This window comes from Alcaligenes parafaecalis, assembly GCF_026344135.1.
Taxonomy (GTDB): Bacteria; Pseudomonadota; Gammaproteobacteria; order Burkholderiales; family Burkholderiaceae_B; genus Alcaligenes; species Alcaligenes parafaecalis.
Map to the genome: position 1 here is coordinate 174,453 of NZ_JAPKNA010000004.1, position 24,639 is coordinate 199,091.

Annotated in this window: 19 protein-coding genes; 12 read left to right on the top strand and 7 right to left on the bottom strand. The window is 55.8% G+C overall.

Annotated elements, in window-relative coordinates; genetic code table 11:
• Positions 1-2 precede the first annotated feature (2 nt).
• The 3 genes from dld (at position 3) to OSH09_RS13740 (ending at position 5,656) form a co-directional block, all read left to right on the top strand.
• Positions 3-1,724, top strand: coding sequence for a D-lactate dehydrogenase (dld, locus tag OSH09_RS13730; protein ID WP_207873158.1), 1,722 nt, complete (start codon positions 3-5; stop codon positions 1,722-1,724).
• A 384-nt stretch (positions 1,725-2,108) separates the two neighbouring features.
• Entirely contained in the window at positions 2,109-3,896 is a 1,788-nt protein-coding gene (locus OSH09_RS13735) for an ABC transporter ATP-binding protein (protein WP_266121277.1), read from the top strand.
• Complete coding sequence (locus OSH09_RS13740) at positions 3,890-5,656, top strand: ABC transporter ATP-binding protein (protein WP_266121278.1); 1,767 nt, start codon at positions 3,890-3,892, stop codon at positions 5,654-5,656. Before OSH09_RS13735 ends, OSH09_RS13740 begins: the two co-directional genes overlap by 7 nt.
• Before the next feature lie 44 nt (positions 5,657-5,700).
• On the opposite strand, the gene OSH09_RS13745 is transcribed toward OSH09_RS13740, so the two are convergent.
• From OSH09_RS13745 to OSH09_RS13755, 3 genes are all read right to left on the bottom strand, one after another.
• Positions 5,701-6,249 (bottom strand): GNAT family N-acetyltransferase, encoded by a 549-nt coding sequence (locus tag OSH09_RS13745; RefSeq protein WP_266121279.1) that lies wholly within the window; start codon positions 6,247-6,249, stop codon positions 5,701-5,703.
• A gap of 117 nt (positions 6,250-6,366) precedes the next feature.
• The gene (gene cueR, locus OSH09_RS13750; protein WP_266121280.1) at positions 6,367-6,843 is read right to left on the bottom strand and encodes a Cu(I)-responsive transcriptional regulator; all 477 of its coding nucleotides are present in this window, start codon (positions 6,841-6,843) and stop codon (positions 6,367-6,369) included.
• A gap of 198 nt (positions 6,844-7,041) precedes the next feature.
• Positions 7,042-8,043 (bottom strand): 2Fe-2S iron-sulfur cluster-binding protein, encoded by a 1,002-nt coding sequence (locus tag OSH09_RS13755; protein WP_266121281.1) that lies wholly within the window; start codon positions 8,041-8,043, stop codon positions 7,042-7,044.
• A gap of 327 nt (positions 8,044-8,370) precedes the next feature.
• Between OSH09_RS13755 and OSH09_RS13760 the strand changes: the two genes are divergently transcribed.
• From OSH09_RS13760 to OSH09_RS13770, 3 genes are read left to right on the top strand one after another with little or no spacing between them, the layout of a single operon-like run.
• Positions 8,371-9,591 carry an efflux RND transporter periplasmic adaptor subunit gene (locus OSH09_RS13760; RefSeq protein ID WP_266121282.1) on the top strand — a complete coding sequence of 407 codons (1,221 nt, stop codon included), beginning with the start codon at positions 8,371-8,373 and terminating at the stop codon, positions 9,589-9,591.
• Complete coding sequence (locus OSH09_RS13765; protein ID WP_207873146.1) at positions 9,588-12,764, top strand: efflux RND transporter permease subunit; 3,177 nt, start codon at positions 9,588-9,590, stop codon at positions 12,762-12,764. Before OSH09_RS13760 ends, OSH09_RS13765 begins: the two co-directional genes overlap by 4 nt.
• A gap of 13 nt (positions 12,765-12,777) precedes the next feature.
• A complete protein-coding gene (locus OSH09_RS13770) occupies positions 12,778-14,253 on the top strand; it encodes an efflux transporter outer membrane subunit (RefSeq protein ID WP_323178765.1) in 1,476 nt (491 codons plus the stop codon).
• A 115-nt stretch (positions 14,254-14,368) separates the two neighbouring features.
• Here the strand turns inward: OSH09_RS13770 and OSH09_RS13775 are convergent, their stop codons facing one another.
• On the bottom strand, positions 14,369-14,890 hold the full coding sequence (locus OSH09_RS13775; protein WP_266121284.1) for a MarR family winged helix-turn-helix transcriptional regulator: 522 nt from the start codon (positions 14,888-14,890) through the stop codon (positions 14,369-14,371).
• Between the two features lie 101 nt (positions 14,891-14,991).
• Between OSH09_RS13775 and OSH09_RS13780 the strand changes: the two genes are divergently transcribed.
• Both OSH09_RS13780 and OSH09_RS13785 read left to right on the top strand, forming a co-directional pair.
• Positions 14,992-15,969: a tripartite tricarboxylate transporter substrate-binding protein gene (locus OSH09_RS13780; RefSeq protein WP_266121285.1), complete on the top strand. Its 978-nt coding sequence runs from the start codon at positions 14,992-14,994 to the stop codon at positions 15,967-15,969.
• A gap of 18 nt (positions 15,970-15,987) precedes the next feature.
• Positions 15,988-17,550, top strand: coding sequence for a sulfatase-like hydrolase/transferase (locus OSH09_RS13785; protein WP_266121286.1), 1,563 nt, complete (start codon positions 15,988-15,990; stop codon positions 17,548-17,550).
• A gap of 141 nt (positions 17,551-17,691) precedes the next feature.
• On the opposite strand, the gene OSH09_RS13790 is transcribed toward OSH09_RS13785, so the two are convergent.
• From OSH09_RS13790 to OSH09_RS13800, 3 genes are all read right to left on the bottom strand, one after another.
• Complete coding sequence (locus OSH09_RS13790) at positions 17,692-18,585, bottom strand: tyrosine-protein phosphatase (RefSeq protein WP_266121287.1); 894 nt, start codon at positions 18,583-18,585, stop codon at positions 17,692-17,694.
• A gap of 238 nt (positions 18,586-18,823) precedes the next feature.
• On the bottom strand, positions 18,824-20,053 hold the full coding sequence (gene chrA / locus OSH09_RS13795) for a chromate efflux transporter (protein WP_376912326.1): 1,230 nt from the start codon (positions 20,051-20,053) through the stop codon (positions 18,824-18,826).
• Positions 20,054-20,117: 64 nt separating this feature from the next.
• The gene (locus OSH09_RS13800; RefSeq protein WP_266121288.1) at positions 20,118-21,044 is read right to left on the bottom strand and encodes a LysR substrate-binding domain-containing protein; all 927 of its coding nucleotides are present in this window, start codon (positions 21,042-21,044) and stop codon (positions 20,118-20,120) included.
• A 102-nt stretch (positions 21,045-21,146) separates the two neighbouring features.
• Between OSH09_RS13800 and OSH09_RS13805 the strand changes: the two genes are divergently transcribed.
• From OSH09_RS13805 to OSH09_RS13820, 4 genes are all read left to right on the top strand, one after another.
• The gene (locus OSH09_RS13805; RefSeq protein WP_266121289.1) at positions 21,147-22,373 is read left to right on the top strand and encodes an MFS transporter; all 1,227 of its coding nucleotides are present in this window, start codon (positions 21,147-21,149) and stop codon (positions 22,371-22,373) included.
• Positions 22,374-22,909: 536 nt separating this feature from the next.
• The gene (locus tag OSH09_RS13810; protein WP_266121290.1) at positions 22,910-23,332 is read left to right on the top strand and encodes a hypothetical protein; all 423 of its coding nucleotides are present in this window, start codon (positions 22,910-22,912) and stop codon (positions 23,330-23,332) included.
• A gap of 61 nt (positions 23,333-23,393) precedes the next feature.
• Positions 23,394-23,948 (top strand): hypothetical protein, encoded by a 555-nt coding sequence (locus tag OSH09_RS13815; protein WP_266121291.1) that lies wholly within the window; start codon positions 23,394-23,396, stop codon positions 23,946-23,948.
• Positions 23,949-24,033: 85 nt separating this feature from the next.
• On the top strand, positions 24,034-24,579 hold the full coding sequence (locus OSH09_RS13820) for a type 2 periplasmic-binding domain-containing protein (protein ID WP_266121292.1): 546 nt from the start codon (positions 24,034-24,036) through the stop codon (positions 24,577-24,579).
• The last annotated feature ends 60 nt before the right edge of the window (positions 24,580-24,639 follow it).

The window sequence follows — 24,639 nt, forward strand, 5'->3', positions numbered from 1 at the left end:
CCATGTCCGTTTCCACCCGCCCTGCGGACTTGCTGCAACAGCTCAATGCCATTGTCGGCAAGCCCCACGTACTGACGGATGATCACAGCACGCGCCGTTATCGCAAAGGCCACCGTACGGGTGAAGGCAAGGTACTGGCCGTCGTCCGGCCCGGCACCTTGCTGGAGCAATGGCAGGTCCTGCAAGCGGTTGTCGCCGCCGATTGCATTGTGATCATGCAGGCCGCCAATACAGGTTTGACGGGTGGTTCCACGCCGGATGGCGATGACTACGACCGCGATATCGTGCTGATGAACACCATGCGTCTGCAAGGCATACAGGTCATCAACGAAGGTGAGCAAGTTGTCTGCTTGCCAGGCGCAACGCTGGATCGTCTGGAGCAAACACTGGCTCCCCTGGAGCGCGAGCCGCACTCGGTCATTGGCTCCTCTTGCATCGGCGCTTCGGTGCTGGGTGGTGTGTGCAATAACTCTGGCGGCGCTCTGGTAAGACGCGGCCCGGCCTACACGGAACTGACGCTGTACGCACAAGTTCTGGACGATGGCACCCTGACCCTGGTGAATCACCTGGGCATCAATCTGGGGGATACCCCGGAAGAAATCCTGAGCCGCCTGGAACAAGGCAAATACAGTGTTGCGGACATCGTCAACGACCCGGAACGCAAGGCCAGCGACCCGCGCTACGCCGAAGATGTGCGCGATGTGGACGCCCAGACCCCAGCCCGTTTCAATGCCGACCCCTCCCGTCTGTACGAAGCCTCCGGTTCGGCAGGCAAGCTGTGCATTTTTGCCGTGCGTCTGGATACCTTCCCCAAAGAAGCCAGCACCGTTTTCTACATCGGCACCAACGACCCGGACGAACTGACTGCCGTCCGTCGTCACCTGCTGACAGACCTGCCCCGCCTGCCCATTGCAGGCGAATACATTCATCGTACCGCCTACGATATTGGCGAGCAGTACGGCAAAGACACCTTCTTGCTGATCGACCGTTTTGGTACTGCCAAAGTGCCGTCCGCCTTTGCAATGAAAAGCCGTGTCGATGGTTTTTTTGAGCGCTTTGGCTGGCGTGGCGTCACCGATCGCGTGATCCAGGCGATCATGAACCGTCTGCCCAGCCACTTGCCCCCGCGCATGCGTGAATGGCGTGATCGTTTCGAGCACCACCTGCTGCTGCGCGTCTCCAACGACACCGCCCAAGCTACTCGCGACTACCTAAGCCAGCAATTTGAAGGCAGCCAGCAAGGTGCGTACTTTGAGTGCGATGCCGAAGAAGGTCGCAAAGCCTTTCTGCACCGCTTTGCCATTGCGGGCGCAGCCATCCGCTACCGCGAGTCGCACCCCGACAGCGTGGAAGATATTGTGGCTCTGGACATTGCCTTGCGTCGCAACGACAAGGAATGGGTGGAGCAACTCCCCGACGATATGGAAAAAGACATCGTCCACAAGCTCTACTACGGCCACTTTCTGTGCCATGTCTTCCACCAGGATTACATCGTCAAAAAGGGCGTTGTTCCTCTGGATATGGAACACCGCATGTGGAAGTTGCTGGACGAGCGCCGTGCCGAATACCCGGCCGAACACAATGTGGGGCATCTGTATATTGCCAAACCTGCCCTGGCCGGTTTTTATCGCGAACTGGACCCCACCAATACCTTCAACCCTGGCATCGGGCACACCTCGCGTCGCAAGTGGTGGACGGTTTGCTGCGGTGGGCAGCACGATTAAGTATCACCCTTTTTGGAAGGTACTGGCACGCTGCACGCCCCGTTTGGCCATAAACCGCCGCGGCCCCCTTCACTAAAACCCCTCTTATCTATACCCGCAGGCCCCCAAGTTTGACTTGGTGGGCCTGTTTTTTTGTCCGCTGTGACAGCCAGGACACAAAAATATCGCGTCGTCTTTCCTATTTAGTTTAATGGGTTCCACTAATTCAAAATTTAGATTACATTATCGATAATGATTCTCAATACCTTATGGTAAAGAGTCGATTTCTACGGCTTTTGGATAAGCAATGAAGGTGTCGGATCTGAGCCGCCACCCGCCCGGACCCTCATCCACACCCCGCAGAAATCATGTCTCTTACTTTGAATTTCTGGGTATGTAACGCTCATGACCACTCGTGAAACTGCTACGGACGCGCGTAAAGAGCCTGGCCCCATCAGCCAGATCCTCAGCTCCATACGCTCGCGTTTGATGGTGGCCGCCGTACTGGCGGCCTTGGGTTCAATGCTCACCCTGGTGCCTTTGGCCGGGATCGCCTACATCGCCAAACTGGCCCTGGGCGATACCCTGTCTGGCGAGCTGCAAGGCGATATAGGCTGGACGGTACTGTTCAGTGTCCTCAGCATGTTTGCGGGCTTGGCCCTGATCTCGGCAGGCGAGCTGCTGGCCCATCTGGCCGATAACCAACTGACTCGTGGCCTGCGTCTGAGTGCTGCCCAACGACTGGCCAAGGTGCCGCTGGGCTGGTTTACCGGCCAGGCCTCGGGCGAAGTGAAACAAGCCATGCAAGACGACATCGCCACCCTGCATAGCCTGACTGCCCACTTCTACACCTCGGTAGGCCGTGCCGTCGGTGCCATAGCCATCTCCGTGCTGTACCTGTTCGTCATGGACTGGCGCATGGCCATTGTGGCTCTGCTGCCCTTCCCCGGTTTCTTCCTGTTCCTGCGCAACGCCATGAAAGCCAGCAGCGCGAACATGCAGGGTTTTGTTGAAAAACTGGGCCGCCTGAACAGTGCCACGGTGGAGTTTGTCAGCGGTATTCCGGTCGTCAAAGCCTTTGGTTCCAATGGGCAGGCACACGGTGGCTATAGCAAAGCCGTGGACGGCTTTGCCGACGCCTTTCTGAACTTTGCCCGCCCGCTGGTCGCCCGTATGGCCCACGCACACGCCATGATCGCGCCGGTCACCGTATTAGGCGTTGTGCTGATCTTCGGTGCCCTGTTCAGCTATCTGGACTGGATTGCTCCCGTAGACATCCTGCCCTTCGCCCTGGTGGCCCCCGGTATTTGCGCCCCCCTGCTGTTGCTGCACACCTTGCTGCACGATCTGGGCGGAGCAACGGGTGCTGCACAGCGGGTTCAAGCCTTGATGAAAACTCCCGTACTGGAAACGCTGACCGCCGATCAGCAGCAAGTCCCTGCAAATCAGGAAATACGGGTCGAAAACGTCAGCTACGCCTATGGCGAAGGCCATCAGGCACTGAGCAATATCAGCTTCACTCTGGAACCGGGCACGGTCACCGCGATTGTGGGCTCTTCAGGCTCCGGCAAATCCACCATCGCCCGCCTGCTGCTGCGATTCTTTGACCCCAGCGAAGGCCGTATCACCCTGGGCGCTGCGGACCTGCGCCAGATCGAATCCACCGAGCTGTACCGCCGCATTGGTTTTGTGCTGCAGGAAGTACGCCTGATCAACGCCAGCGTGCGCGAGAACATTGCGCTGGGTCGTCCTTCGGCCAGTCAGCAAGAGATTGAGGATGCCGCTCGTGCTGCCAATATTCACGACCGTATCTTGAGCCTGCCACGCGGCTACGACTCCGTAGTCGGAGAGGATGCACAGCTATCGGGAGGCGAACGCCAGCGTGTCAGCATTGCACGCGCTGTCTTGCTGGACCCACCCGTTCTTGTACTGGACGAAGCCACTGCGGCTGCCGATGCCAGCAATGAAGTCGCCATTCAGGATGCCCTGTCGCGCTTTGCCCAAGGCCGCACTCTGCTGGTGATTGCTCACCGCCTGGACACCATCATGCATGCCGACCGCATTCTGGTGCTGGAAGATAGTGCCATTGTCGAGCAAGGCAATCACGCCAGCCTGCTGGCGGAACAAGGCCGATATGCACGGCTCTGGACCCTGGGTGGCTACGACAACAGTTCCAAGGACACATCATGCTAAAGACCCTGATTCGCTTGCTGGGTAATGATGCCCCGATTTTCCGCCGCTATATCTGGATGGCGATTCTGTACGGCCTGCTGTGCGGCCTGACTATGACCACCTTGGTGCCCATTTTTACTCACCTGCTCAATGGCGAACCGAAACAAGCGGGTGGCTGGCTAATCGTACTGTTGCTGGGCGTTGCCATTTGCTGGGCATGGCGTCGGCATGTAGAGCAAGCGGGTGTCAATGTGGGTGCCGCTATCCTGCAAGGTGGCCGTCATCGTCTGGGCGATCATATTGCTCAACTTCCCGTAGGCTGGTTCTCCGCCCAGAACACGGCGCGCCTGGGCCATGTTGTCACTCAGGGCATGATGTCCGTCGCCCAGTTGCCTGCACACGTTTTCACCCCACTGATCGCCGGGATTGTGACGCCTGTTGTGCTGGTTGTGGCCTTGTTCATCCTGCATTGGCCGCTGGGGCTAATTGCCTTGATCGTCTTGCCTTTGCTGGCCGCTGTTCTGGCCCTGACCGCCCATTTGGGTCGTAAGGCCGATGATGCCTTCCAGGCCCATTTTGCCCATGCCAGTCAGCGTGTGGTGGAGTTCGCCCAAGCCCAATCCGTGCTGCGTGCCTTCAATGGCGAAGGCGGTGGTACGCGCCTGCTGGAAGAAGCGATTGAGCGCCAGCATCAAGCGGGCAAGAAACTGATCTGGCAATCCACGGCCTCGGCGGTGCTCAATGCCTGGGCTGTGCAAGCCGCCTTTGCCGCCCTGCTGATTGCCGCCACGCTTTGGCTGAATAGCCATACGGGTCTGGGCATGAGCAGTGCAGAAATCATTGCCGTCATCGTCTCCTTGCTGCTGACAGCGCGCTACATAGACTCTTTGCTGGAAGTAGCCAGCTATGGCGAAGTGCTGCGCGGAGCACGCGGCCAACTTGATGCGATCAAGGATCTGTTTGCGGTTCAGCCACTGCCCGAACCTGCCTCCTCACAAGCCCCAGTGGATGGCTCGATCGCACTGAACAATGTGCATTTCCGCTATGCCGCCGACAAGCCCGATGTACTGAACGGCGTCAGCCTGAACATTGCGGCAGGCAGCATGGTGGCCTTGATCGGGGAATCCGGCTCGGGCAAAACCACTCTGGCCCGGCTGATTGCCCGCTTCTTTGATGTCAGCCAGGGCAGTGTCTCCATTGGTGGCGTGGATGTACGCCAGATCAGCAGCCCACAATTAGCGACCCAGATCAGCCAGATTTTTCAGGACGATTATCTGTTTGCAGGCAGCATTGCCGAGAACATCCGCCTGGGCAAACCTGACGCTACCGAGGCCGAACTGCTGGACGCGGTGGAACAAGCCGGTGTCAGCGAAATCATCGCACGTCTGCCAGAGGGCCTGGACACCACCGTGGGCGAAGGCGGAGCCCGTCTGTCCGGTGGCGAGCGTCAACGCATCGCCATTGCCCGCGCCCTGATCAAGAACGCCCCCATTTTGCTGGTGGACGAAGCCACAGCCGCACTGGATGCCGAAAACCAGGCTGCCATTGCCCAAGCCTTGGCCCGTCTGCGTGGCAAGCGCACCCTGATCGTAATTGCCCACCAGCTCTCTACTGTAGCTATGGCCGATCAGATCGTAGTGCTGGAAAACGGCCAGATCATCGAGCAAGGCCCACCGGCGCAACTTCGTGAAAGCCAGGGACGCTACGCCCACTTTCTGAATCAACGTCAAACAGCCAAAGGCTGGCGTATTGCCACTGCTGCACAAGATAACGGTGTGTGATGCACGCTAATCCACCTATTTTCCGCTAATTTACAGCTAAGCTTTTAATCTAAAAAACACAGCAAGTGGATATCTTCCGGGTCCAGCTCGAACAAACGGGCATCAGGTTCTGGCGCAATTTCAAAACCATGGGCCATATAAAAATCCACCGTATTCACCGAAGGCGTGGCCGAGGCATAGACCGCCTTCGCGCCCCACTCCGCAGCCTGCTTTTTGGCCTGATCCAGCAGCCATACGCCCATCCCCTGCCCTCGCAAGGACTGACTGACATGCAAGAAAAATAGCTGACGCCAATCTCCCTGTGGCCCCAAGGGCAGGCTGTCCAAACCCACAGCAGCCAGCAAGGTATCGCCCTTGAATACACCCATGAACCAGGAACCTCGATAAAAGGCGTCCTCATGTTCAGGGTGATATTTCTCCGGGTCGCCTTCCGGCCAACCGCGCAGATCAATATCAGCCGCTTGCTTGTGCAATACGCCATCGCGCAGCTCGTACAAACCGTCGATCCGCTCGCTACGGTCTATAGACCACAGCAGGTTCAGTTCCGTTTCTTTTAAAGGACGTAGCGTCAAGCCTGAAGGTAAAGAGGGCATGGTGATCAAAGTGATGTATTTCGGGTTTACAGCAGATTAAATCCGTATCAAGGTTCAGACAGAGGGCAACGTCACTAAGACAGGCGTGACACTCACCCCCTGTTTGAACGCGCCCGATTATAGATGTACATCGCCCTGAATACCTCGGCCAACAGCACGACGCAAGCCCGCCCCGATTCGCAAATCCGGCTCTGAGTCACGATCCTCTACCTGTGCCAGCGTACTTAGAATCGAGCAGTCAGGCTGTTCATCACCTGGACAGCAACCAATTGACGCTTCCAGCGCCAAGGCCATCTCCTGCATGTTTTTAATGCGACTGCTCAGCTCTTCCAGATGCTGTTGTGCAACCCGTTTTACATCGGCACTCTGGCGCGACTGGTCATGCCACAAACTCAGCAAATCACCAATGGCCACCATCGAAAACCCCAGATCGCGGGCACGTCTTATGAAGCGCAAACGCTCCACCTCTTTCCAGCTATAAGTTCGGTAACCCGCAGCGCTACGCTCGGTTTGCGGGATAAGGCCAATCTGTTCGTAGTAACGAATCATTTTGGCCGACACCTTGGATACCTTGGAGGCTTCACCAATATTCATCTTGCTCCCCTTGCTCAATGACAGGACTCGAAAGTCAGGTGTCAGTGATGGCAAAAGGTGGCAGGCTTTGTCCAAAGCCCCATCAGTCTTTTCTGCCTGCCCAGGCCCCTGTTGCCAGCACTGACAGCAGACAGTGTGAGGATTCCCACGGTAGGAAGGTCAAGTGTGCGCGTGCACCCTGACCATTCCCTCAGGCAACTATGGCGTAAAAAATACGTCCACATGCAAATCCTGAACTTTCAAACCGCGCTTGAGCACCATACCCATGGTGGCATCCACCATAGATGGAGAACCCGCTACATACACTTTCCAGCCACTTAAATCAGGCTGATCGTGGCCAACGATATCGGTGACAAGCCCGCGACGATAGTGAGTGGCCGGTATCCCGGAGATGACAGGAGTAAAAGACAGATTGGGGTATTGGCGCTCCAGCGCCCGGAAGTCATCAATAGCATATAAATCCCGCTGCTCGCGCGCTCCAAAATACACATGAATGGCCTGGCTCATGCCACAGGCCAGGGCCATTTCAACGATCGATTTGATAGGGGCCAGTCCGGTACCTCCGGCAATGCACAATATGGGCCCACCGTGCCCCTCGCGTAGATACGAGGAGCCACGTGGCACCTCCAGACTGACCTTCTCACCCGGCTGCAATACGGTGTGCACATACGCAGAGGTCACACCGCGAGGAACGCGGCGTATATGAAATTCCAGATCGAGCGCGCCAGGCCTGTTAGCCATGGAATAGCTGCGCACTGGCGCCTGTCCAAACTTGATATCCGCATACTGACCAGCAAAAAACATCAAGGGCTCAGGGTCATCCAGGCGGATACGAACCAGACGCACATCATGAGTCAGCTCCCGCAGCTCCGAGATGGTGCCCGTCATGCTGCGCGAAGGAGCCAGCCCGCGTACATCGTCCGTACCAATCCAGTCCACGGCAACATCCGTTAAAAGAATCGCTCGGCAGGCCAGAATCAGGCCACGATCTTTTTGTGCCTCGGTCAGGGCAAAACGGGAGTACTCCAGCAGGTCCACCTGCCCATCGACCAAGCGGGTTTTACAGCCTCCGCAACGCCCCAGACGACAGCCATGCGGATAGGCCAGGCCACTTTGCAAGGCGGCCTGCAAAATGTCTTGCCCCTCCTGGGCGGTCACCCGCTGCCCGGTCTGGCGGATAAGAATTGTTTTGCTGCTCATTGCTGCCCCCTTCACATATAGCCCCACGGGCCGCGCATGGCTGTCAGCTCCCGCCCGGTTCTTGCTGACCAATAGGGATCTGGCTGTCTCATCGTTGTAGTTGGCATGGCGACTCCACACAAAGTTGTAGTTGAACGACACAAAAGGCTTATTTCTCAATGCCTTGTGAACAAGCTAATGCTTCCAACGATTGGAGAGTCAACACCCTTAAAAAGAAGTGCTGGCGAACCTTGACCTTCCAATCGTTGTAATGCCTAGCCTTGGCAAACAACTTTGCACAGATGCTTCGGACGGGCCGGAGCCCTGCTGCAAAAAAGGGATACAGCCATGCGTCGAACATTCAAATTTGCTTTAGCGGCAAGCGCCATTGCCGCAGTCGGAACCGCCTACGCTGCCCGCGATGGTTCCGATCATAAAGACAAGGCAGCAGAACCGCCACAAGAAGCCACCAGTGCGCCAGCGGGCCCCTCCGTGCCTGTTGCTCAAGTCCTGGAGCGGACCATACATCCTTCTACGGATTTCACCGGATTTCTTGCTGCCCCTCAATCCGTAGAACTACGTTCGCGTGTTAGCGGCGCGATCGAAGCGGTCAGCGTGCCAGAGGGCAGTCTGGTGCGTAAAGGGGAGCCTCTGTTTCATATAGACCCGCGCCCCTTTCAGGTAACACTGGACACCGCAACAGCACAACTACGCCGGGCCGAAGTTCTGTCCAAACAAGCGCAAGACGATCTGAACCGAGCCCAGAAACTGGTTGAGACCGGCGCAGTTTCCCGCAAGCAATACGATGATGCGTTGGCCACACGCAATGCTCACCAAGCCCAGGTCCAGGTTGCCAAAGCAGATGTTGCCGCCGCCCAACTGGAGCTGTCCTACACCCATATCCGCTCACCCATCGCAGGTCGAGTGGATCGGGTATTGGTCACGGAAGGCAATCTGGTCAATGGCGGTGCCACTGACAAAGCCAGCTTGTTAACCACCATCGTGTCCACCGACCCCATTTATGCCTACTTCGATATAGACGAAGCCACCTACCTGAAGGCCATCCGTCAGACCCGAGCAGAAAAAGATAACAAAGCCTCTGCGCTGCCCGTATCCATTGGACTGACAACTGATCAGGGTTTCCCGTACCAAGGGAAGCTGGATTTCGTCGGAAACCAGATTGACCGCAGCACCGGGACCATACGGGCTCGCGCCGTCGTACCCAACCCCGACGCCATGCTGGCACCCGGCTTGTTTGCTCGCATCCGGCTGGCCACGGGAGCAGAACAGGCGGCTATTTTGATTGATGATCAGGCCGTAGGCACCGATCAAGGAAAAAGATATGTACTGGTTGTGGACCAGAACAATCAAGCCCAGTACCGAGTAGTCGAGACCGGACCCATGGTCGATGGTTTGCGCGTCATCAAAGCAGGCCTGCAAACAGGGGAAAAAGTGATCATCAAGGGCCTGGTACGCCCGGGCATGAACATCACTCCCCACATGGTTTCCATGCAGGCGGTCACTGAAACAGCAAGCGCTGCAATCCGTCCTGCGGAGGCCCAGCCATGAAGTTCCCGCACTTTTTCATCGCCCGGCCCATCTTTGCCATCGTGCTGTCCTTGTTGATGCTGATCGCCGGTGCCCTGTCCTTCTGGCAACTACCGCTTAGCGAATATCCGGCGGTCACGCCCCCTACCGTCCAGGTAAGCGCCAAATATCCAGGCGCCAATCCAGAAGTCATTGCCGACACGGTAGCTGCGCCGCTGGAACAAGCCATCAACGGCGTGGAGAACATGCTGTACATGAACTCCCAAATGGCGACCGACGGCCAGATGGTCCTGACCATCGCCTTCAAGCAGGGAACGGATGCCGACATGGCGCAGATCCAGGTACAGAACCGGGTTTCCCGCGCCCTGCCACGCCTGCCTGAAGAAGTGCAGCGCATCGGGGTGGTCACGCAGAAAACATCGCCAGATGTACTGATGGTGGTCCATCTGGTCTCCCCGGAAAAACGCTACGATTCTTTGTATCTGTCCAACTTTGCCATCCGGCAGGTGCGCGACGAACTCGCTCGTCTTCCCGGAGTAGGCGATGTGCTGGTCTGGGGAGCCGGAGAATACTCCATGCGCATCTGGCTGGACCCGTCCAGCGTGGCAACACGTGGTTTGACAGCCAGCGACATTGTGGCGGCCTTGCGCGAACAGAACGTACAAGTTGCCGCCGGTTCGGTGGGGCAACAGCCCAATGCGGATTCCGCGTTTCAAGTCACCGTCAATACCTTGGGGCGCCTGTCCACGGAAGAACAGTTCGGCGAGATTGTGGTCAAGACAGGCGAGGACGGGCAAGTGACCCGCCTACGCGATGTGGCCCGAATCTCTTTGGGAGCAGATGGCTACACGCTGCGCAGTTTGCTCAATGGCGAATCCGCCCCGGCCCTGCAAATCATTCAAAGTCCTGGTGCCAATGCCATTGATGTCTCCAATGCGGTACGCGCCAAGATGCAAGAACTTCAAGGCGGTTTTCCACAGGACATTGAATACCGCATTGCCTACGACCCGACGGTATTCGTTCGGGCCTCCTTGCAATCCGTCGCCATCACACTACTGGAAGCCGTCTTGCTGGTGGTGATTGTGGTTGTCCTTTTTCTGCAGACCTGGCGGGCTTCCATCATCCCGCTGGTCGCCGTACCGGTGTCCTTGATAGGCACTTTCGCCTTAATGCATATCTTTGGTTTCTCCCTGAATACGCTCTCTCTGTTCGGGCTGGTCCTGTCCATCGGGATTGTGGTGGACGATGCCATTGTGGTGGTTGAAAACGTGGAACGGCACATGGCGCTGGGCGAGTCACCCAAGCAAGCGGCTTTCAAGGCCATGGATGAAGTAACCGGCCCCATTATTGCCATCACATCCGTTTTGGCAGCAGTTTTTATCCCCTCCGCATTCCTGTCCGGTCTGCAAGGCGAGTTCTATCGACAGTTCGCCCTGACGATTGTGATTTCCACCATTTTGTCGGCCATCAACTCCTTGACCCTGTCACCCGCACTGGCTGCCATTTTGCTGAAACCTCACAACAGCAAGACCCGTCCAGACTGGCTGACACGGCTGATCGATACTCTGTTTGGCGGACTCTTCCGTCTCTTTAATCGTTTCTTTGACCGCGCTGCCACTTCCTACGTAACGACGGTGCGCCGTGCCGTCCGTGGCAGTGCGATTGTGCTGGTGCTGTATATCGGCTTTATCGGCATGACCTGGCTGGGTTTTCACCAAGTCCCCAACGGCTTTGTACCCGCGCAGGACAAGTATTTTCTGGTGGGCATTGCGCAACTTCCTAGCGGCGCCTCACTGGATCGTACTGAAGCGGTGGTCAAGCAGATGTCGGACATCGCCCTGGCCGAGCCAGGCGTGGAAAGTGTGGTTGCGTTTCCGGGCCTGTCCGTCAACGGGCCCGTCAATGTACCCAATTCCGCCCTGATGTTCGCCATGCTCAAGCCCTTTGACGAGCGCCAGGATTCATCGCTGTCCGCCAACGCCATTGCCGGCAAACTAATGGGCAAGTTCAGCCAGATCCCTGATGGTTTTTTGGGGATATTCCCACCCCCACCCGTCCCAGGGCTCGGCGCCATGGGTGGCTTCAAACTGCAAATTGAAGACAGGGATGGCCTGGGCTTAGAGGCTCTGGTACATGCACAAGGGCAAATTATGGCCAAAGCCATGCAGGCCCCGGAACTGGCCAATATGCTGGCCAGTTTTCAAACGAATGCTCCCCAACTGGACGTGGAGATTGACCGGGTTAAAGCCAAGACCTTGGGCGTATCAATGACAGACGTATTCGAGACCTTGCAAATCAATCTGGGCTCGCTGTATGTCAACGACTTCAACCGTTTCGGACGCACCTATCGCGTTATGGCCCAGGCCGATGCGCCGTTCCGCGCCCAGGCCCAAGATATTGGCCTGCTGAAAGTGCGCAGCAACAAAGGCGACATGATTCCCTTGAACGCCTTTGTGACCCTGACCGAAGGCTCCGGCCCGGACCGGGTGATCCGCTACAACGGCTTTCCCTCTGCCGACATCAGTGGCGGCCCGGCCCCTGGCTACTCCTCGGGACAGGCCACGGACGCTATCGAAAAGATCCTTGAAGAAACCTTGCCCGAAGGCATGGTCTACGAATGGACGGACCTGGTCTATCAGGAAAAACAGGCAGGCAACTCTGCCCTGTACATCTTCCCTCTGGCCGTCCTGCTGGCTTTCCTGATTCTGGCCGCGCAATACAACAGTTGGTCCCTGCCCTTTGCTGTCTTGCTGATTGCCCCCATGGCCCTGCTCTCGGCTATAGGCGGTGTCTGGCTGTCCGGCGGCGACAACAACATCTTCACGCAGATTGGTTTTGTGGTGCTGGTCGGGCTGGCCGCCAAAAACGCTATTTTGATTGTGGAATTTGCCCGCACACAGGAAGAGGCCGGAGCGGATCCCTTGACGGCAGTGCTGGAAGCCGCCCGACTGCGTCTGCGACCAATCCTGATGACTTCATTGGCCTTTATCGCTGGCGTAGTACCCCTGATGTTAGCCAGCGGTGCAGGAGCAGAGATGCGCCACGCCATGGGGGTGGCAGTATTTGCCGGCATGCTGGGCGTCACCCTTTTCGGCCTGCTGCTAACCCCTGTGTTTTACGTGCTGGTGCGCAAACTGGCATTGCGCCGTCAGCATCGCCGGGCCCCTGCCAGCAACGACCAGCATCACGCTTGAAGCAAGGACAACCATGAACATGAATTTCCCCTCCCTGCCCCGCGTGCGACACCTTAGCCCCCTGGCTCTGGCTTTGGTGCTGACAGGCTGTACGCTGGCCCCAAAATACGAACGACCGACTGCCCCTATCGAGGCTACGTATCCCGCTTCCCCCATTGCCACAGAAGCGGCTAAGTCTGCAGCAGTCATCGCTGCAGAAGTTGGCTGGCGCGACTTTTTCAGCGATCCGCTTCTGCAGCAACTGATTGAAATCTCACTGGAGAACAATCGCGACTTTCGCACAGCAGCATTGAATGTCGAAGCGGCGCAGGCGCTGTATCGCATTCAGCGCGCCAAACTGATGCCAGAACTGGGAGTCGCTGCCCACGGTGTATCCGAGCGCCTTCCCGCCGAACTGAACTCAGGCGGCACGAGCCAGCTTAATCGTCGTTACGATGTGGGCGGCATCAGCACGGCTTGGGAACTGGATCTGTGGGGCCGCATCCGTAGTCTGAACGAACAGGCCTTGGCCACCTACCTGGCCCTGAATGAAACACGCATCGCAGCTCAAACCAGCCTGATCGCCGAGCTGGCCAATACGTATCTGACGCTACGGGCCGACCAGGAGTTGCTGCGCCTGAGCAGCGACACATTGGCAACCCAGCAGCGTTCCTACGAATTGAGTCGCCAGTTAAAAGAGCTGGGCCATGCCACCCAACTGGACCTGCGCCGGGCGGAGGTCGCCTTGCGACAGGCAGAATCCAGCTATGCCACCTACAGCCGCCAGGCAGCCTTGGACCGCAACGCTCTGGTACTACTTTTGGGGCAGCCACTAAGCGCCGAGCTCTCCAGACAACTGGATGAAGCCGCCACGCTGCCGGACCAGATCCTGGTAGCCGATCTGCCCGGCGGCCTGCCCTCCGATCTGCTCGTTCGCCGACCTGATATCCGGGCAGCCGAACAAACACTTCGAGAGGCTAATGCCAATATCGGTGCAGCACGAGCCGCTTTTTTTCCCACTATCAGCCTGACAGGGTCCTTAGGGACCGCCAGCGCATCATTAGATGGCCTGTTCGACTCTGGCACACGCGCTTGGAGCTTTCTACCCAGTATCAATCTACCCATTTTCAAGGGTGGTGCGCTGCTAGCAAATCTGGAGGTCGCCCATGTGCGCAAACGGATAGAAATCACCCAGTATGAAAAAACCATTCAGGTCGCTTTCCGGGAGGTCGCTGATGGATTGGCAAGCAGGAGCCTGCTAGACCAGCAGATCCAGTCCGAGAAGCTGGCGGTCACGGCCAATCTTGAAGCTCAAACCCTGGCCGAACAGCGTTTCCAAGAAGGCATAGATGACTACCTAAGCGTTCTGGATGCACATCGCAGCCTGTACAGCAGCCAGCAAACACTGGTCAGGACACGCCTGGCGCGGCTTAGCAATTTGATTGATCTGTACAAGGCTTTGGGAGGTGGGTGGAAGGAACACACAAACTCGCCAGATCAAAGCACTTAGAACATATTTTTTACCAGAGCCAGAGCCGCATATACCTAGTTGCAAGCAATACCCATGCAGCTCTGGCCTTGTACACACACTGTTCCCGCACAGTCAGGTGAACACTCGGACTACCTCAACGGTTCCGACGAGCTCGTTCCTTCACCACATTACTTTCCAGCATCAAGGCCGCCCGGCTGCTTATCCGGTCCAGCATGCTGCTCAGTGCCGACATTTCGGCTGCGCTCAGATCCTGAAAGATCTCCTCATTCAAGGAGACAACAATCGGCATGACTTCCTTGTAGCGCTGCATTCCCAGCTCCGTCACCGAGACATGCACAACACGCGTGTCTTTGGTATCGCGCGTCCGCTTCAGCAAGCCCTTCTCACACAAAGTACTGACCGCCCGCGAACAGCGTGCCGACTCCAGAGACACCGCCTCAGCCAATGCTGTACCCGTCAGAGCGGGATGCATACAGGCGATAGCCAGAATGCGCCATTCACGGCGAGTGATATTGAAGCGCCCCTCGCACAAGCGAATGAAAATCGGGTTGCCAGCCGACCAGGCCCGATAAAGCTGGAACATCATCATGGCCGGAAGCGTAGGAGCCGGAGCGGCGCTTGCCAAGGCAGAGGAAGACGTGGAGGAACTGGGCATCAGAGGACCTTTAGCCTTAAAGATACTTGATTAGAACAAGTATCCCCCCCCTTGTTAAGCTGCGGTAAAAACCGATAGAAATCAAAAAAAGGAGACAAATCATGGCCCAGAACCGCCTTCGCGCCACGGTAACAAGCTGTCTGTTATCAGGACTGCTGTTCACTGGTTTATCCCACGCAGCAAGCCCTATCGAAACCCTGACTGTCGTTGTGCCCTATGCGCCAGGAGGCGCGTCTGATCGGGCCGCACGCATTGTGTCGGACGGTCTGCACAAGAAACTGGGTATTCCCATTGTGGTCGAGAACAAAACCGGCGCAGGGGGCCGGATTGCCGCCCAGTACGTCAAAAGCACGGCGGCAGACAAGAATGTGCTGATCTTGGCCAACCCCGCCATCATGGTGGTCGCCCCGCTGGTTTTCAATGACATTCCGTACAAGCCCGGCAGCGACTTTCAAGCGGTTTCCATGGTGACCGAATATGGCTTTGGGGTGGCCGTATCGGCAGACAGCGACATTAAGACCATGGATCAACTGATCACCTGGGCCAAGGAACATCCCGGTGCCTTCAATATCGGCGTTCCCGCCACCGGCAGCCTGCCCCACTTCTTTGGACTGATGCTGTCCCAGCAGATTGGCTCCAAGGGCGAGATCATTGGCTACCGTGGCTCGGCCCCCGTCATTACCGACCTGATCGGCGGCATTCTGCCCGTGGCCATTGATACGCTAGATGTGCTGACCTCCCAGCACCAGGGCAAACGCATCCGTATTCTGGCCACCTCGGGCAGCGAGCGCGAAGCCGCTTTGCCGGACGTCCCCACCCTGAAACAATCCGGCGTTGAACTGGAAGCCTCCGGCTGGAATGCTTTCTTCGCCCCCGCCTCCATGCCTGCCGACAAAGTGACCCAACTGGGCGAGGCAATCAAGGAAGTCACCAGCGATCCGGCACTGCAAGAGACGCTGCTAAAAAATGAATTGGTCCCTGTGTCTGCCAATGCAGAAGAAACCCGCGTCCGCATCGAACAATTCCGCCAGCAATGGGCACCCGTTATTCAGGCCTCCGGCTTCAAAGTCACGCAATAAACCAGCAACACAAACGACATGACACAACGCAAGAACGTCCTGTTCATCATGGCCGATCAGCTACGGGCTGATCATCTGGCCTGCTATGGGCACCCTCATATTCGTACCCCCAATCTGGATGCACTGGCCGCCAAGGGGGTACGCTTTGAGCGCGCCTTTGTTAACTCCGGAGTCTGCGGCCCATCCCGCATGAGCTATTACACGGGCCGCTACCCCTCTACCCACGGTGCCACCTGGAACCGCGTGCCCTTGTCGGTAGGCGAAGTCACCATGGGCGAATACTTGCGCGCCGGTGGGCACAAGCTGGTGCTGGCGGGCAAAACCCACATCATGGTCGACCACAAAGGGCTGGAACGACTGGCACTGGATGGGGGCAGCGAGCTGGCCCGCCTGCTTAAAACAGGCGGTTTTGAAGAGATAGACCGCTACGACGGCCACCACGAACCGGGAGAAGAAAGCGGTTACCCGGCGTACCTGCGACGCCACGGCTATGAGTCCGATGACCCGTGGACAGATTTTGTCATCTCCGCACGCGGCCCGGATGGAGAGGCGGTCAGTGGCTGGCATATGCGCAATGCCCGCTACCCCTCTCTGGTGGAAGAAAAGCATTCGGAAACCGCCTACATGACGGACCAGGCCCTATCCTTCATGGAGCGCATGGGGGATGAGCCTTGGGTGCTGCACCTGAGCTACGTCAAACCACACTGGCCCTATATCGCCCCTGCTCCCTACCACGATATGTACAGCGCCGAGCAATGCTTGCCCGTAGTGCGCAACGAGGCCGAATTAAACAACGCGCATCCGGTTGTAGAGGCCTACCGCCAGCAAGAAGAATGCGTCAGCTTCTCCAGCGACACCTGTGTGGAGACGGTCCGGCCAGCCTACCAAGGGCTGATCACCCAATTGGACGACCACCTGGGCCGTTTGTTCGACTTCATGTCCCGCAACGGCCTGATGGACAACACCCTGATCATCTTCACCGCCGATCATGGAGACTTTCTGGGAGACCACTGGCTGGGCGAGAAAGAACTGTTCTACGACACCGTGCAGCGGGTTCCTTTCATCGTCTACGATCCGTCAACAGAAGCAAACGCGACGCGTGGGACGGTCGATGACAGAATGGTCGAAGCGGTCGATGTGCTGCCCACCATGCTCTCCTGGCTGGGCCTGCCACTGGCCTCGCACCGGCTTGAGGGGCGGGACCTTCAACCCTTGCTACACGGCAAGCAGCCCCCTTGGCGAGACTGCGTGTTCTCCGAACTGGACTACAGCTATCGCCTGGCACGCGTGATACGCGATAAATCACCGTCCAATGCCAGAGCCTGGTCCCTGCGCAGCGACCGCTGGCGCTATGTGTATTGGCTGGACGAGCCTGAGCAGCTTTACGACCTGCATGCAGATCCAGAACAGTTCAACGACCTGGGTCGCTCTGCGGAACATGAGCACATACGGGAAGAATGCCGGGAGCGCTTGCTGCAATGGTTCACAAGCCTGAAACGCCGTACCACCGTGACGGAAGAAGAAGTCGAACGCGGTACGAATGCGTATAAAAAGGCGGGGGTGTTTTTTGGACAGTGGTAAGACAGCAGTGCAAAACCTTTGATGAAGGACAGGTGCTACGGCTTTGAATCCAAGCAGGCATACCAGCGATGGGCTGGAGACATCGCGACTCTAACAGCGGTGTCTCCAGTAAAGCATTAAGGATTGTCGAACCTCAGGAACTTACTTCAGCAGCTTGTCCTTGATTTTCTGCTGATACTCCGAGGAGACGTTTAAGCCCTTCGTGACATACTCGTCCATGGAGCCAAAGTTCTTTTCAGCCTCTGCAAAAGAGATCTCGATCCAGTTTTCCTGAACGCCCATAAAAGGGGCAAAGGCAAGAGCAGCCTGGACACCTTTCTTGTCTACCGTTTTATCAAAACTCTGTTTAATAGACATCACAGAGTAATCGTTAGACAGGAGAAAATCCTGCACGATCACATCCCGTGAAACCCCGGCAATATGCAAGAGAATGGCCGAAACCCAGCCCGTTCTATCCTTACCGCCCGAACAATGAAACACTTGTGCGCCATCGCTATCAGCAATAGACCGTAGGAGTGTTCCTATCTCTTGCCGGGCATGTTGGTCATTACTGATCAAACGGTAAATTTCCTCCGCCCCCGCCAGGGTCTTTTCCGGGCGCTCAGTAAAACCGGTACGCACACTTTCAACATCATCCCAACCCAACAAGTTCCTGTTCTCCCACTGCGCTCCAGGAATAGGGCTATCTGGATTTAACTTGATCTCGCCAGGCGTGCGCAAATCATAAATATTTCTTAAATTAAGATCGGCTATTTTCTTCTGATCCTGCTCGCTCAGCTCCAGCGCATTGGATCTAAAAACAATCCCTTTATTCAGAACTCGACCTTCCTTGGTCTTGTACGCCTCTCCGTCTCCGGCCAAGTCTCGGAAATTATCAGCTTTATCCAAAACAATATTTCTCTTCACTGCGCCACTTTGGCTTGGGACTTGACTAGCACCCTGAGCATACGCCAATCCAGAAACACCCAACGCAGAACAGGCCAAGACGCTACCAGCCAGCAAAACCCCAAAAATCTTAGATAATTTCTTGTTCATTTCCCCTACCCTTTATGGCAATCTCATAGGCCATCAAACAGCCCATAAAAAATGAAAAATTTAAGCCTTATTAATTAATTTAGACTTAAATTAATTTGATCGTAGGGGATCGGTTTTCTTTCATCTATCCAGTTTCTGCAGGGCTTATCCACATAAAGCAGAAAACCGCCTTTTCATAGGGAAAACCTCTATCTTCAGCAACGGAAAGCACACGTCGAGACACAAGCAGCCGTTCGTATCAGGACGACATCATCCAAGCTCCAAATCCTGCTAAAAACACCACAACAGCAGGTGGCACACGCCCTACCGTCAACAAACCAAACAAGAGCAAAGCCAGCCCAAAATCCGCCCGACTGTAAATTGCACTGGTCCACACCGGGTCATACAAGGCTGCCCCCAGAATGCCAACCACACCCGCATTCACACCGGCCATCGCCGTCCGAATTCCTGCTCTGTGCCGCAAGCTCTGCCAAAAGGGCAAGACGCCAATCAAAATTAAAACCGCCGGTACAAAAATCACCACTAGTAAAACCAGTCCACCCAGCCATCCATGCAAGGGCCCTTGAGCAATCGCCCCGATATACGCTGCAAAGGTAAACAACGGTCCCGGAACAGCTTGAGCAGCGCCGTAGCCCACCATCAAATCCGCATTGCTGACTACCCCGCTGGGCACCACCGAGGCCTGCAACAGAGGCAAGACCACATGCCCGCCTCCAAACACCAAAGCTCCGGAGCGATACACTCCTTCCAGCAGCTGCACCGTGGACGATCCCATAAGCGCCGCCCACATAGGCAAGGCAATCAACAAGCCTGCAAAGAGCAACAAAGCCGCCATCCCCACCTTGCGAGATACTGGATACACATGAGCCTGCGCAGCACCTGTCTGGGCCACATCCAGCTTCCACCAAGCTAGCAGACCCGTGATCACAATAGCGGCCACTTGCCCGAACGCAGAGGGCAGCAAAAGGCTCAACAAGGCCGCCAAAATCGCCAATGTCGCCCTGCCCCGATCAGGGCATAAAGAACGAGCCATACCCAGCACCGCCTGCGCCACAATCGCTACAGCCACAATCTTGAGGCCATGCACCCAAGGAGACTCAGCAACCCCTTGAAGCCCGGCCAAACCCAAGGCAAACAGAATCAGCGCAATTGCCGAGGGCAAAGTAAAACCTGTCCATGCCGCCAACAAACCCAGCCAGCCCGCACGCCCCAAGCCAATCGCCATTCCCACCTGACTACTGGCCGGTCCGGGCAGGAACTGACACAAGGCGACCAGATCGGAATAGCTGTGCTCATCCAGCCAACGACGACGCTCCACAAACTCTGAACGGAAGTATCCAAGATGCGCGATAGGCCCACCGAATGAGGTCAGGCCCAGTTTCAAGAAGGACCAAAAAACCTCCAGAGGCTTGCCCTGCTGAATCGCCACTGGCTGCGGCAAAGGCTTGCTGCTAGAACCATTCGTCACCGTTTGAACTCCCCCGAAAGCAATCAGGCCCCGACTACGGTGCGGCACCTGAAATTACTACTCATTATTTTTTATGAGGCTCCACAGCACTACAACCACCCGTATTGGCATCCCAGCATTCACTCAAATAACTGACGAAGGTAGAGATCCTGGCCGATAAAGCAGTGTTGCGATAGTAAACAGCATTGATAGGCTGACGCATCTCCAGCGCCTGCTTGGGGAGCACCTCCACCAAACACCCCTCGGCACGATCCCGATGCGTCATGAAGTCCGACAAGCACACCATCCCCTGCCCTGCCAGCGCCAATTGTCGCAAGGTTTCACCACTGGAAGCCGCAATAGTCGGCTTGATATGCAATGGCATTCCATCCGGTGCGGGCAAAGGCCAGTCATTCAGGCTTAAGGGCTGGGTAAAACCCAGCAGCACATGATTTTCCAGCTCCATCACATCACGCGGCTGACCGTACTTTTTCAGATAAGCAGGAGACGCCAGAACACGTAAACGACAACTGCCGATAGGCCGTGCATGCAAGGTGGAGTCTTTAAGCCTGCCAATACGGATCGCCACATCGGTGCGCTGCTCCAACAGATCAATCCAGCCTTCGTTACTAGTCAGTTCCAGATGCACTTGCGGATAACGCTCCCGGTAGCCCCCCACCAAAGGGATCACGCAATGCAGGATAAAAGGCGAGGCCGCATCCACACGTAAACGCCCGGCAGGCTGTTCACGCCGCACGGCCAGATCCTCCTCCGCTTCCTCCACACTGGCCACAATCGCTCTGGCTTTCTCCAGGAAAACGGCACCTTCCTCAGTCAGCTCAAGTCGACGGGTAGTACGTCGCAGCAAGGTGGTGCTCAACTTTTCCTCAAGTCGACTCAAGCTGCGGCTGACGGCGGAAACAGTCAAGCCAAGACGTTCAGCCGCCCGCGAGATAGCGCCTGTATCCACTACAGCAATCAAGGCCTGCAACTCATCAAAAGTCGTTTTCATTATTGAATTTAAATCAAATGTATTTCCCTAAATATGGGCTTTTTCGAATAAATCAGCAAGCAGACAATGGCATCTTTGCAAAGCCCCCGCAAGGAAGCAATCATGCCTATCGCCTTACTGGCACTCACCATTAGTGCCTTTGCCATCGGAACAACAGAGTTTGTCATCGTTGGCCTTTTACCCACTATTGCGGCTGATCTTAATGTCAGCCTGCCCTCTGCCGGACTGCTGGTCAGCCTCTATGCTCTGGGCGTTGCGGTTGGAGCCCCCGTCCTGACCGCCCTGACCGGCAAAGTCCCCCGCAAAGCTCTGATGCTGGGTTTGATGGCCTTGTTCACCCTTGGCAACCTGGTCGCCTGGCAGGCCCCAGGCTATGAATCACTAATCGTCGCCCGCATCCTGACAGGCCTGGCACATGGCGTTTTCTTTTCCATTGGCTCCACCCTTGCAGCCAGCCTGGTCCCCAAAGAGAAAGCCGCCAGTGCCATTGCCATCATGTTTACAGGCCTGACCGTAGCCCTGGTAACCGGAGTGCCATTGGGCACCTTCATCGGCCAGGAATACGGCTGGCGCATCACCTTCCTGGCCGTTGCCGCACTGGGCGTCATCGCCTTTCTGGGCAGCCTGATCTTTGTGCCCAAGAACGTGGCGCCTAGCAAGGCGACCACCTTGCGTCAGCAGCTAAGCGTCTTCGGACAACCCCGGCTGCTGCTGGTCTACGCCATGACCGCCGTGGGATACGGAGGCTCGTTTACCGCCTTCACGTTTCTGGCCCCCATGCTGGAGCAGATCACGGGCTTTTCCAGCCACTCCGTGGGTTGGGTGATGCTTGCCTATGGCGTGTCAGTAGCCATAGGCAATCTATGGGGCGGCAAACTGGCCGACCGCCACGGCCCCATCCCTGCCCTGAAACTGATTTTCCTGCTGCTGGCCGTGGTGCTGCTGGTACTGAGCGTCACCGCGACAAACCGTTGGCTGATGCTGGCCACCGTGCTGGCCTGGGGAGGCGTTGCCTTCGGGAACGTGCCCGCGCTGCAAATTTACGTCGTCAACCAGGCCCACCGCTTTGCCCCGCAAGCTGTAGACGTGGCCTCCGGGCTGAACATTGCGGCGTTCAATATCGGGATTGCTATCGGCGCATTGGGTGGAGGGGTGATCGTTGAGCGGATGGGATTGATCCATACCACCTGGATCGGGGCTGGGATTGTGTTGCTGGCTTTGGGGCTGACAGTGTTGGCGGGGAGATTGGATCGACGGGATCGGGAGGGGGCAAGCAGGACGCCTGTGGCGGCGGTGGGGGCTTGCGAAACTAGAGTGGTGGATTGCTAGGTGGGCGTTACGGCTGGTAGTGATGAGGGCTCATCCTGCCAGCCTCTTGCCAAGAGAACCTCATATCACAGCCCGAATCTACTCGAGCTTGTCTGCAGGGGAGTATGTCTGTGACTTCCCCAGCGATTAATACCCATCTCGATGCAGCCTGCGAATAATTAAGCACTACATCAGCCTGCCTTCGGCGGCTTCCCCCTAGATGCCTAAAGGCAACCTGCCAGAGAAATACAAGGCTGAGGGTGTGAAGCCAGAAGCATACTGACTAACAAACACTGCGATCCCTAATGCAGATAAACCATATCTGATTGCGAACGCTCCGCATTAATGTGAATTTAAAAAAAAACAAGAATAGAAACTAAAAAATCAAATCATTAATAGAAAAAAAATTAAACATTAAAAATAAATGACCTAATTAATAAAAATAGAAAAAATAAACAATCAAAACAGCGAACTAGGCACCTTTACCAATACAAACCATCAATTAACCAGCCTAAATGGAGAATAGAATAAAAAACAGAACCAACCAAGGAATAAAATTGAAAAAACTATTTAACTTAACGTCATTTATTGTCATTCAGTTTTTATTGTTTACATCTAACGCATACGCGCAGAACTTCTGGACGGGAAAACACACTCTCCAGATAACGAGACTGGAGACCTATCAGCTTAGCTTCAACCCCATCCAGTTTGGCCATTCCTTGCCAGCCAGAGCAAAAATTGAGCGTGTTGAAGCCTATATGTCTGGAGACCAAATCGACAGGGTTTCGTCAACAACTCATGTGTGCTGGAACGGCATTTCCGATTGCGTGCCAATGTACGACAAGGAGTTCACCACCTACAACTTCAGAAACCGCGACGCTAGCAGGCCAATATACGTCGTGCTTCGCGCAACTAACTTTGGTGGCCTCTATCCTCCTGCCTATGTACCCATAACGGTCACCGTCTATTACAAACTCTAAGCCCCGACCAGACGTCATCCTCACGCCCCTGCCTTGATACCTGTTCAAAAAGGTCCCACTCATGTTTGTTAGCTCTTCCACCCCCGAAGCCGCACCTGCTGTGCAAGTCAAAAACAAGCGACAGGTTGATTCTGCAAACTCCTCCAATTTTAGTGAGGTTCTTGCTGAACTCTCCAAACAGGGCGGCATTCCAAAAATCGATTTACCCAGCCCCAACCCACCAAAACCTCAAGAAAATATCGTTAAAAGCGTCTTCGTCATGGACGAGTCCATTCACAAAATGGACGACGCCATGCTGCGAGACTTGCTCAAAGGGATGGTTTACGAAGACATAGCAGGCAAAGGAGATGGCCCAGGAGGGCTGTTAGATCTGACCGAGTGGATACATGGAGGGCCTATCCGTTACTCCAATACGGGCGAACTGGTAACTGCAGAAAGCAAAACCTATTTCAATGCAGCGGCAAGCCAATACCGATCACAGAAAATATCAGTGCTTGAGACAGGATTACGAAACGGCACCCCACTGATCGAGATCTATAAAAATCTGTGTGAGCTAACGTCACAGCAACCCGTACGGTTCCTGGGGATGATGGGCTATCTTGTTGCGCCCACATAAATCTCTGTTCACTTGAAGGCCTATAAGCGGAGCATTGATATGCCCGCCTTTCTCGACTGCAACAGACAACTCCAGGACGCGCCCCATGCTTATCAACTCATCAACACCTAAACCTGCTTTAGCTGACACAAACATCAATCAGCAGCAGCCCATCTCAAGCACAGCCACCCACAGTTTCCAAGCCGTTCTTGCGGCAGCATCTACACAAGTGACGATCTCGCCTGCAGCTCAACAGCAAGCTCAAGTCACTGAGCTTAAGCACGGCAGCTTTGCAATGCGCAATACCGTCAGCAAAATGGACGAAAAAGAACGTAGTGATTTTCTGAAAGATATCGTTTATGAAGGAGGGCCTAAAAGACAAGCCATGCACGAAATCCTGGTAGATATCACCGACTGGCTAAAAGGGGGGCCGATGTACTACTCAAATACACGTGAACCTGTCACGGAAGAAAGCACAGCCTATTTCTTGATGGCTGATGGCAAGTACCAGGCGGAGAAAGTCGCCTTGTATGAGCTGGAGCTAAGCAAAGGCACGCCGCTGATTGATATCTATGACAAGTTGTCAGATTTGACGTCCAAACAACCTGCACGACTTTTGGGGATGAGGGGGTATCTGGTTAAGCCGACTTGATGCTGGCTATCCGATATCGAAAATGCCCACGTGTTTTGATGAGGCTATTAGGGAGCCATG

Excerpts from the sequence above, each read along its gene's own strand:
- dld (WP_207873158.1), top strand. The coding sequence starts at position 3 with ATGTCCGTTTCCACCCGCCCTGCGGACTTGCTGCAACAGCTCAATGCC.
- OSH09_RS13735 (WP_266121277.1), top strand. The coding sequence starts at position 2,109 with ATGACCACTCGTGAAACTGCTACGGACGCGCGTAAAGAGCCTGGCCCC.
- OSH09_RS13740 (WP_266121278.1), top strand. The coding sequence starts at position 3,890 with ATGCTAAAGACCCTGATTCGCTTGCTGGGTAATGATGCCCCGATTTTC.
- OSH09_RS13745 (WP_266121279.1), bottom strand. The coding sequence starts at position 6,249 with ATGCCCTCTTTACCTTCAGGCTTGACGCTACGTCCTTTAAAAGAAACG.
- cueR (WP_266121280.1), bottom strand. The coding sequence starts at position 6,843 with ATGAATATTGGTGAAGCCTCCAAGGTATCCAAGGTGTCGGCCAAAATG.
- OSH09_RS13755 (WP_266121281.1), bottom strand. The coding sequence starts at position 8,043 with ATGAGCAGCAAAACAATTCTTATCCGCCAGACCGGGCAGCGGGTGACC.
- OSH09_RS13760 (WP_266121282.1), top strand. The coding sequence starts at position 8,371 with ATGCGTCGAACATTCAAATTTGCTTTAGCGGCAAGCGCCATTGCCGCA.
- OSH09_RS13765 (WP_207873146.1), top strand. The coding sequence starts at position 9,588 with ATGAAGTTCCCGCACTTTTTCATCGCCCGGCCCATCTTTGCCATCGTG.
- OSH09_RS13770 (WP_323178765.1), top strand. The coding sequence starts at position 12,778 with ATGAACATGAATTTCCCCTCCCTGCCCCGCGTGCGACACCTTAGCCCC.
- OSH09_RS13775 (WP_266121284.1), bottom strand. The coding sequence starts at position 14,890 with ATGCCCAGTTCCTCCACGTCTTCCTCTGCCTTGGCAAGCGCCGCTCCG.
- OSH09_RS13780 (WP_266121285.1), top strand. The coding sequence starts at position 14,992 with ATGGCCCAGAACCGCCTTCGCGCCACGGTAACAAGCTGTCTGTTATCA.
- OSH09_RS13785 (WP_266121286.1), top strand. The coding sequence starts at position 15,988 with ATGACACAACGCAAGAACGTCCTGTTCATCATGGCCGATCAGCTACGG.
- OSH09_RS13790 (WP_266121287.1), bottom strand. The coding sequence starts at position 18,585 with ATGAACAAGAAATTATCTAAGATTTTTGGGGTTTTGCTGGCTGGTAGC.
- OSH09_RS13800 (WP_266121288.1), bottom strand. The coding sequence starts at position 21,044 with ATGAAAACGACTTTTGATGAGTTGCAGGCCTTGATTGCTGTAGTGGAT.
- OSH09_RS13805 (WP_266121289.1), top strand. The coding sequence starts at position 21,147 with ATGCCTATCGCCTTACTGGCACTCACCATTAGTGCCTTTGCCATCGGA.
- OSH09_RS13815 (WP_266121291.1), top strand. The coding sequence starts at position 23,394 with ATGTTTGTTAGCTCTTCCACCCCCGAAGCCGCACCTGCTGTGCAAGTC.
- OSH09_RS13820 (WP_266121292.1), top strand. The coding sequence starts at position 24,034 with ATGCTTATCAACTCATCAACACCTAAACCTGCTTTAGCTGACACAAAC.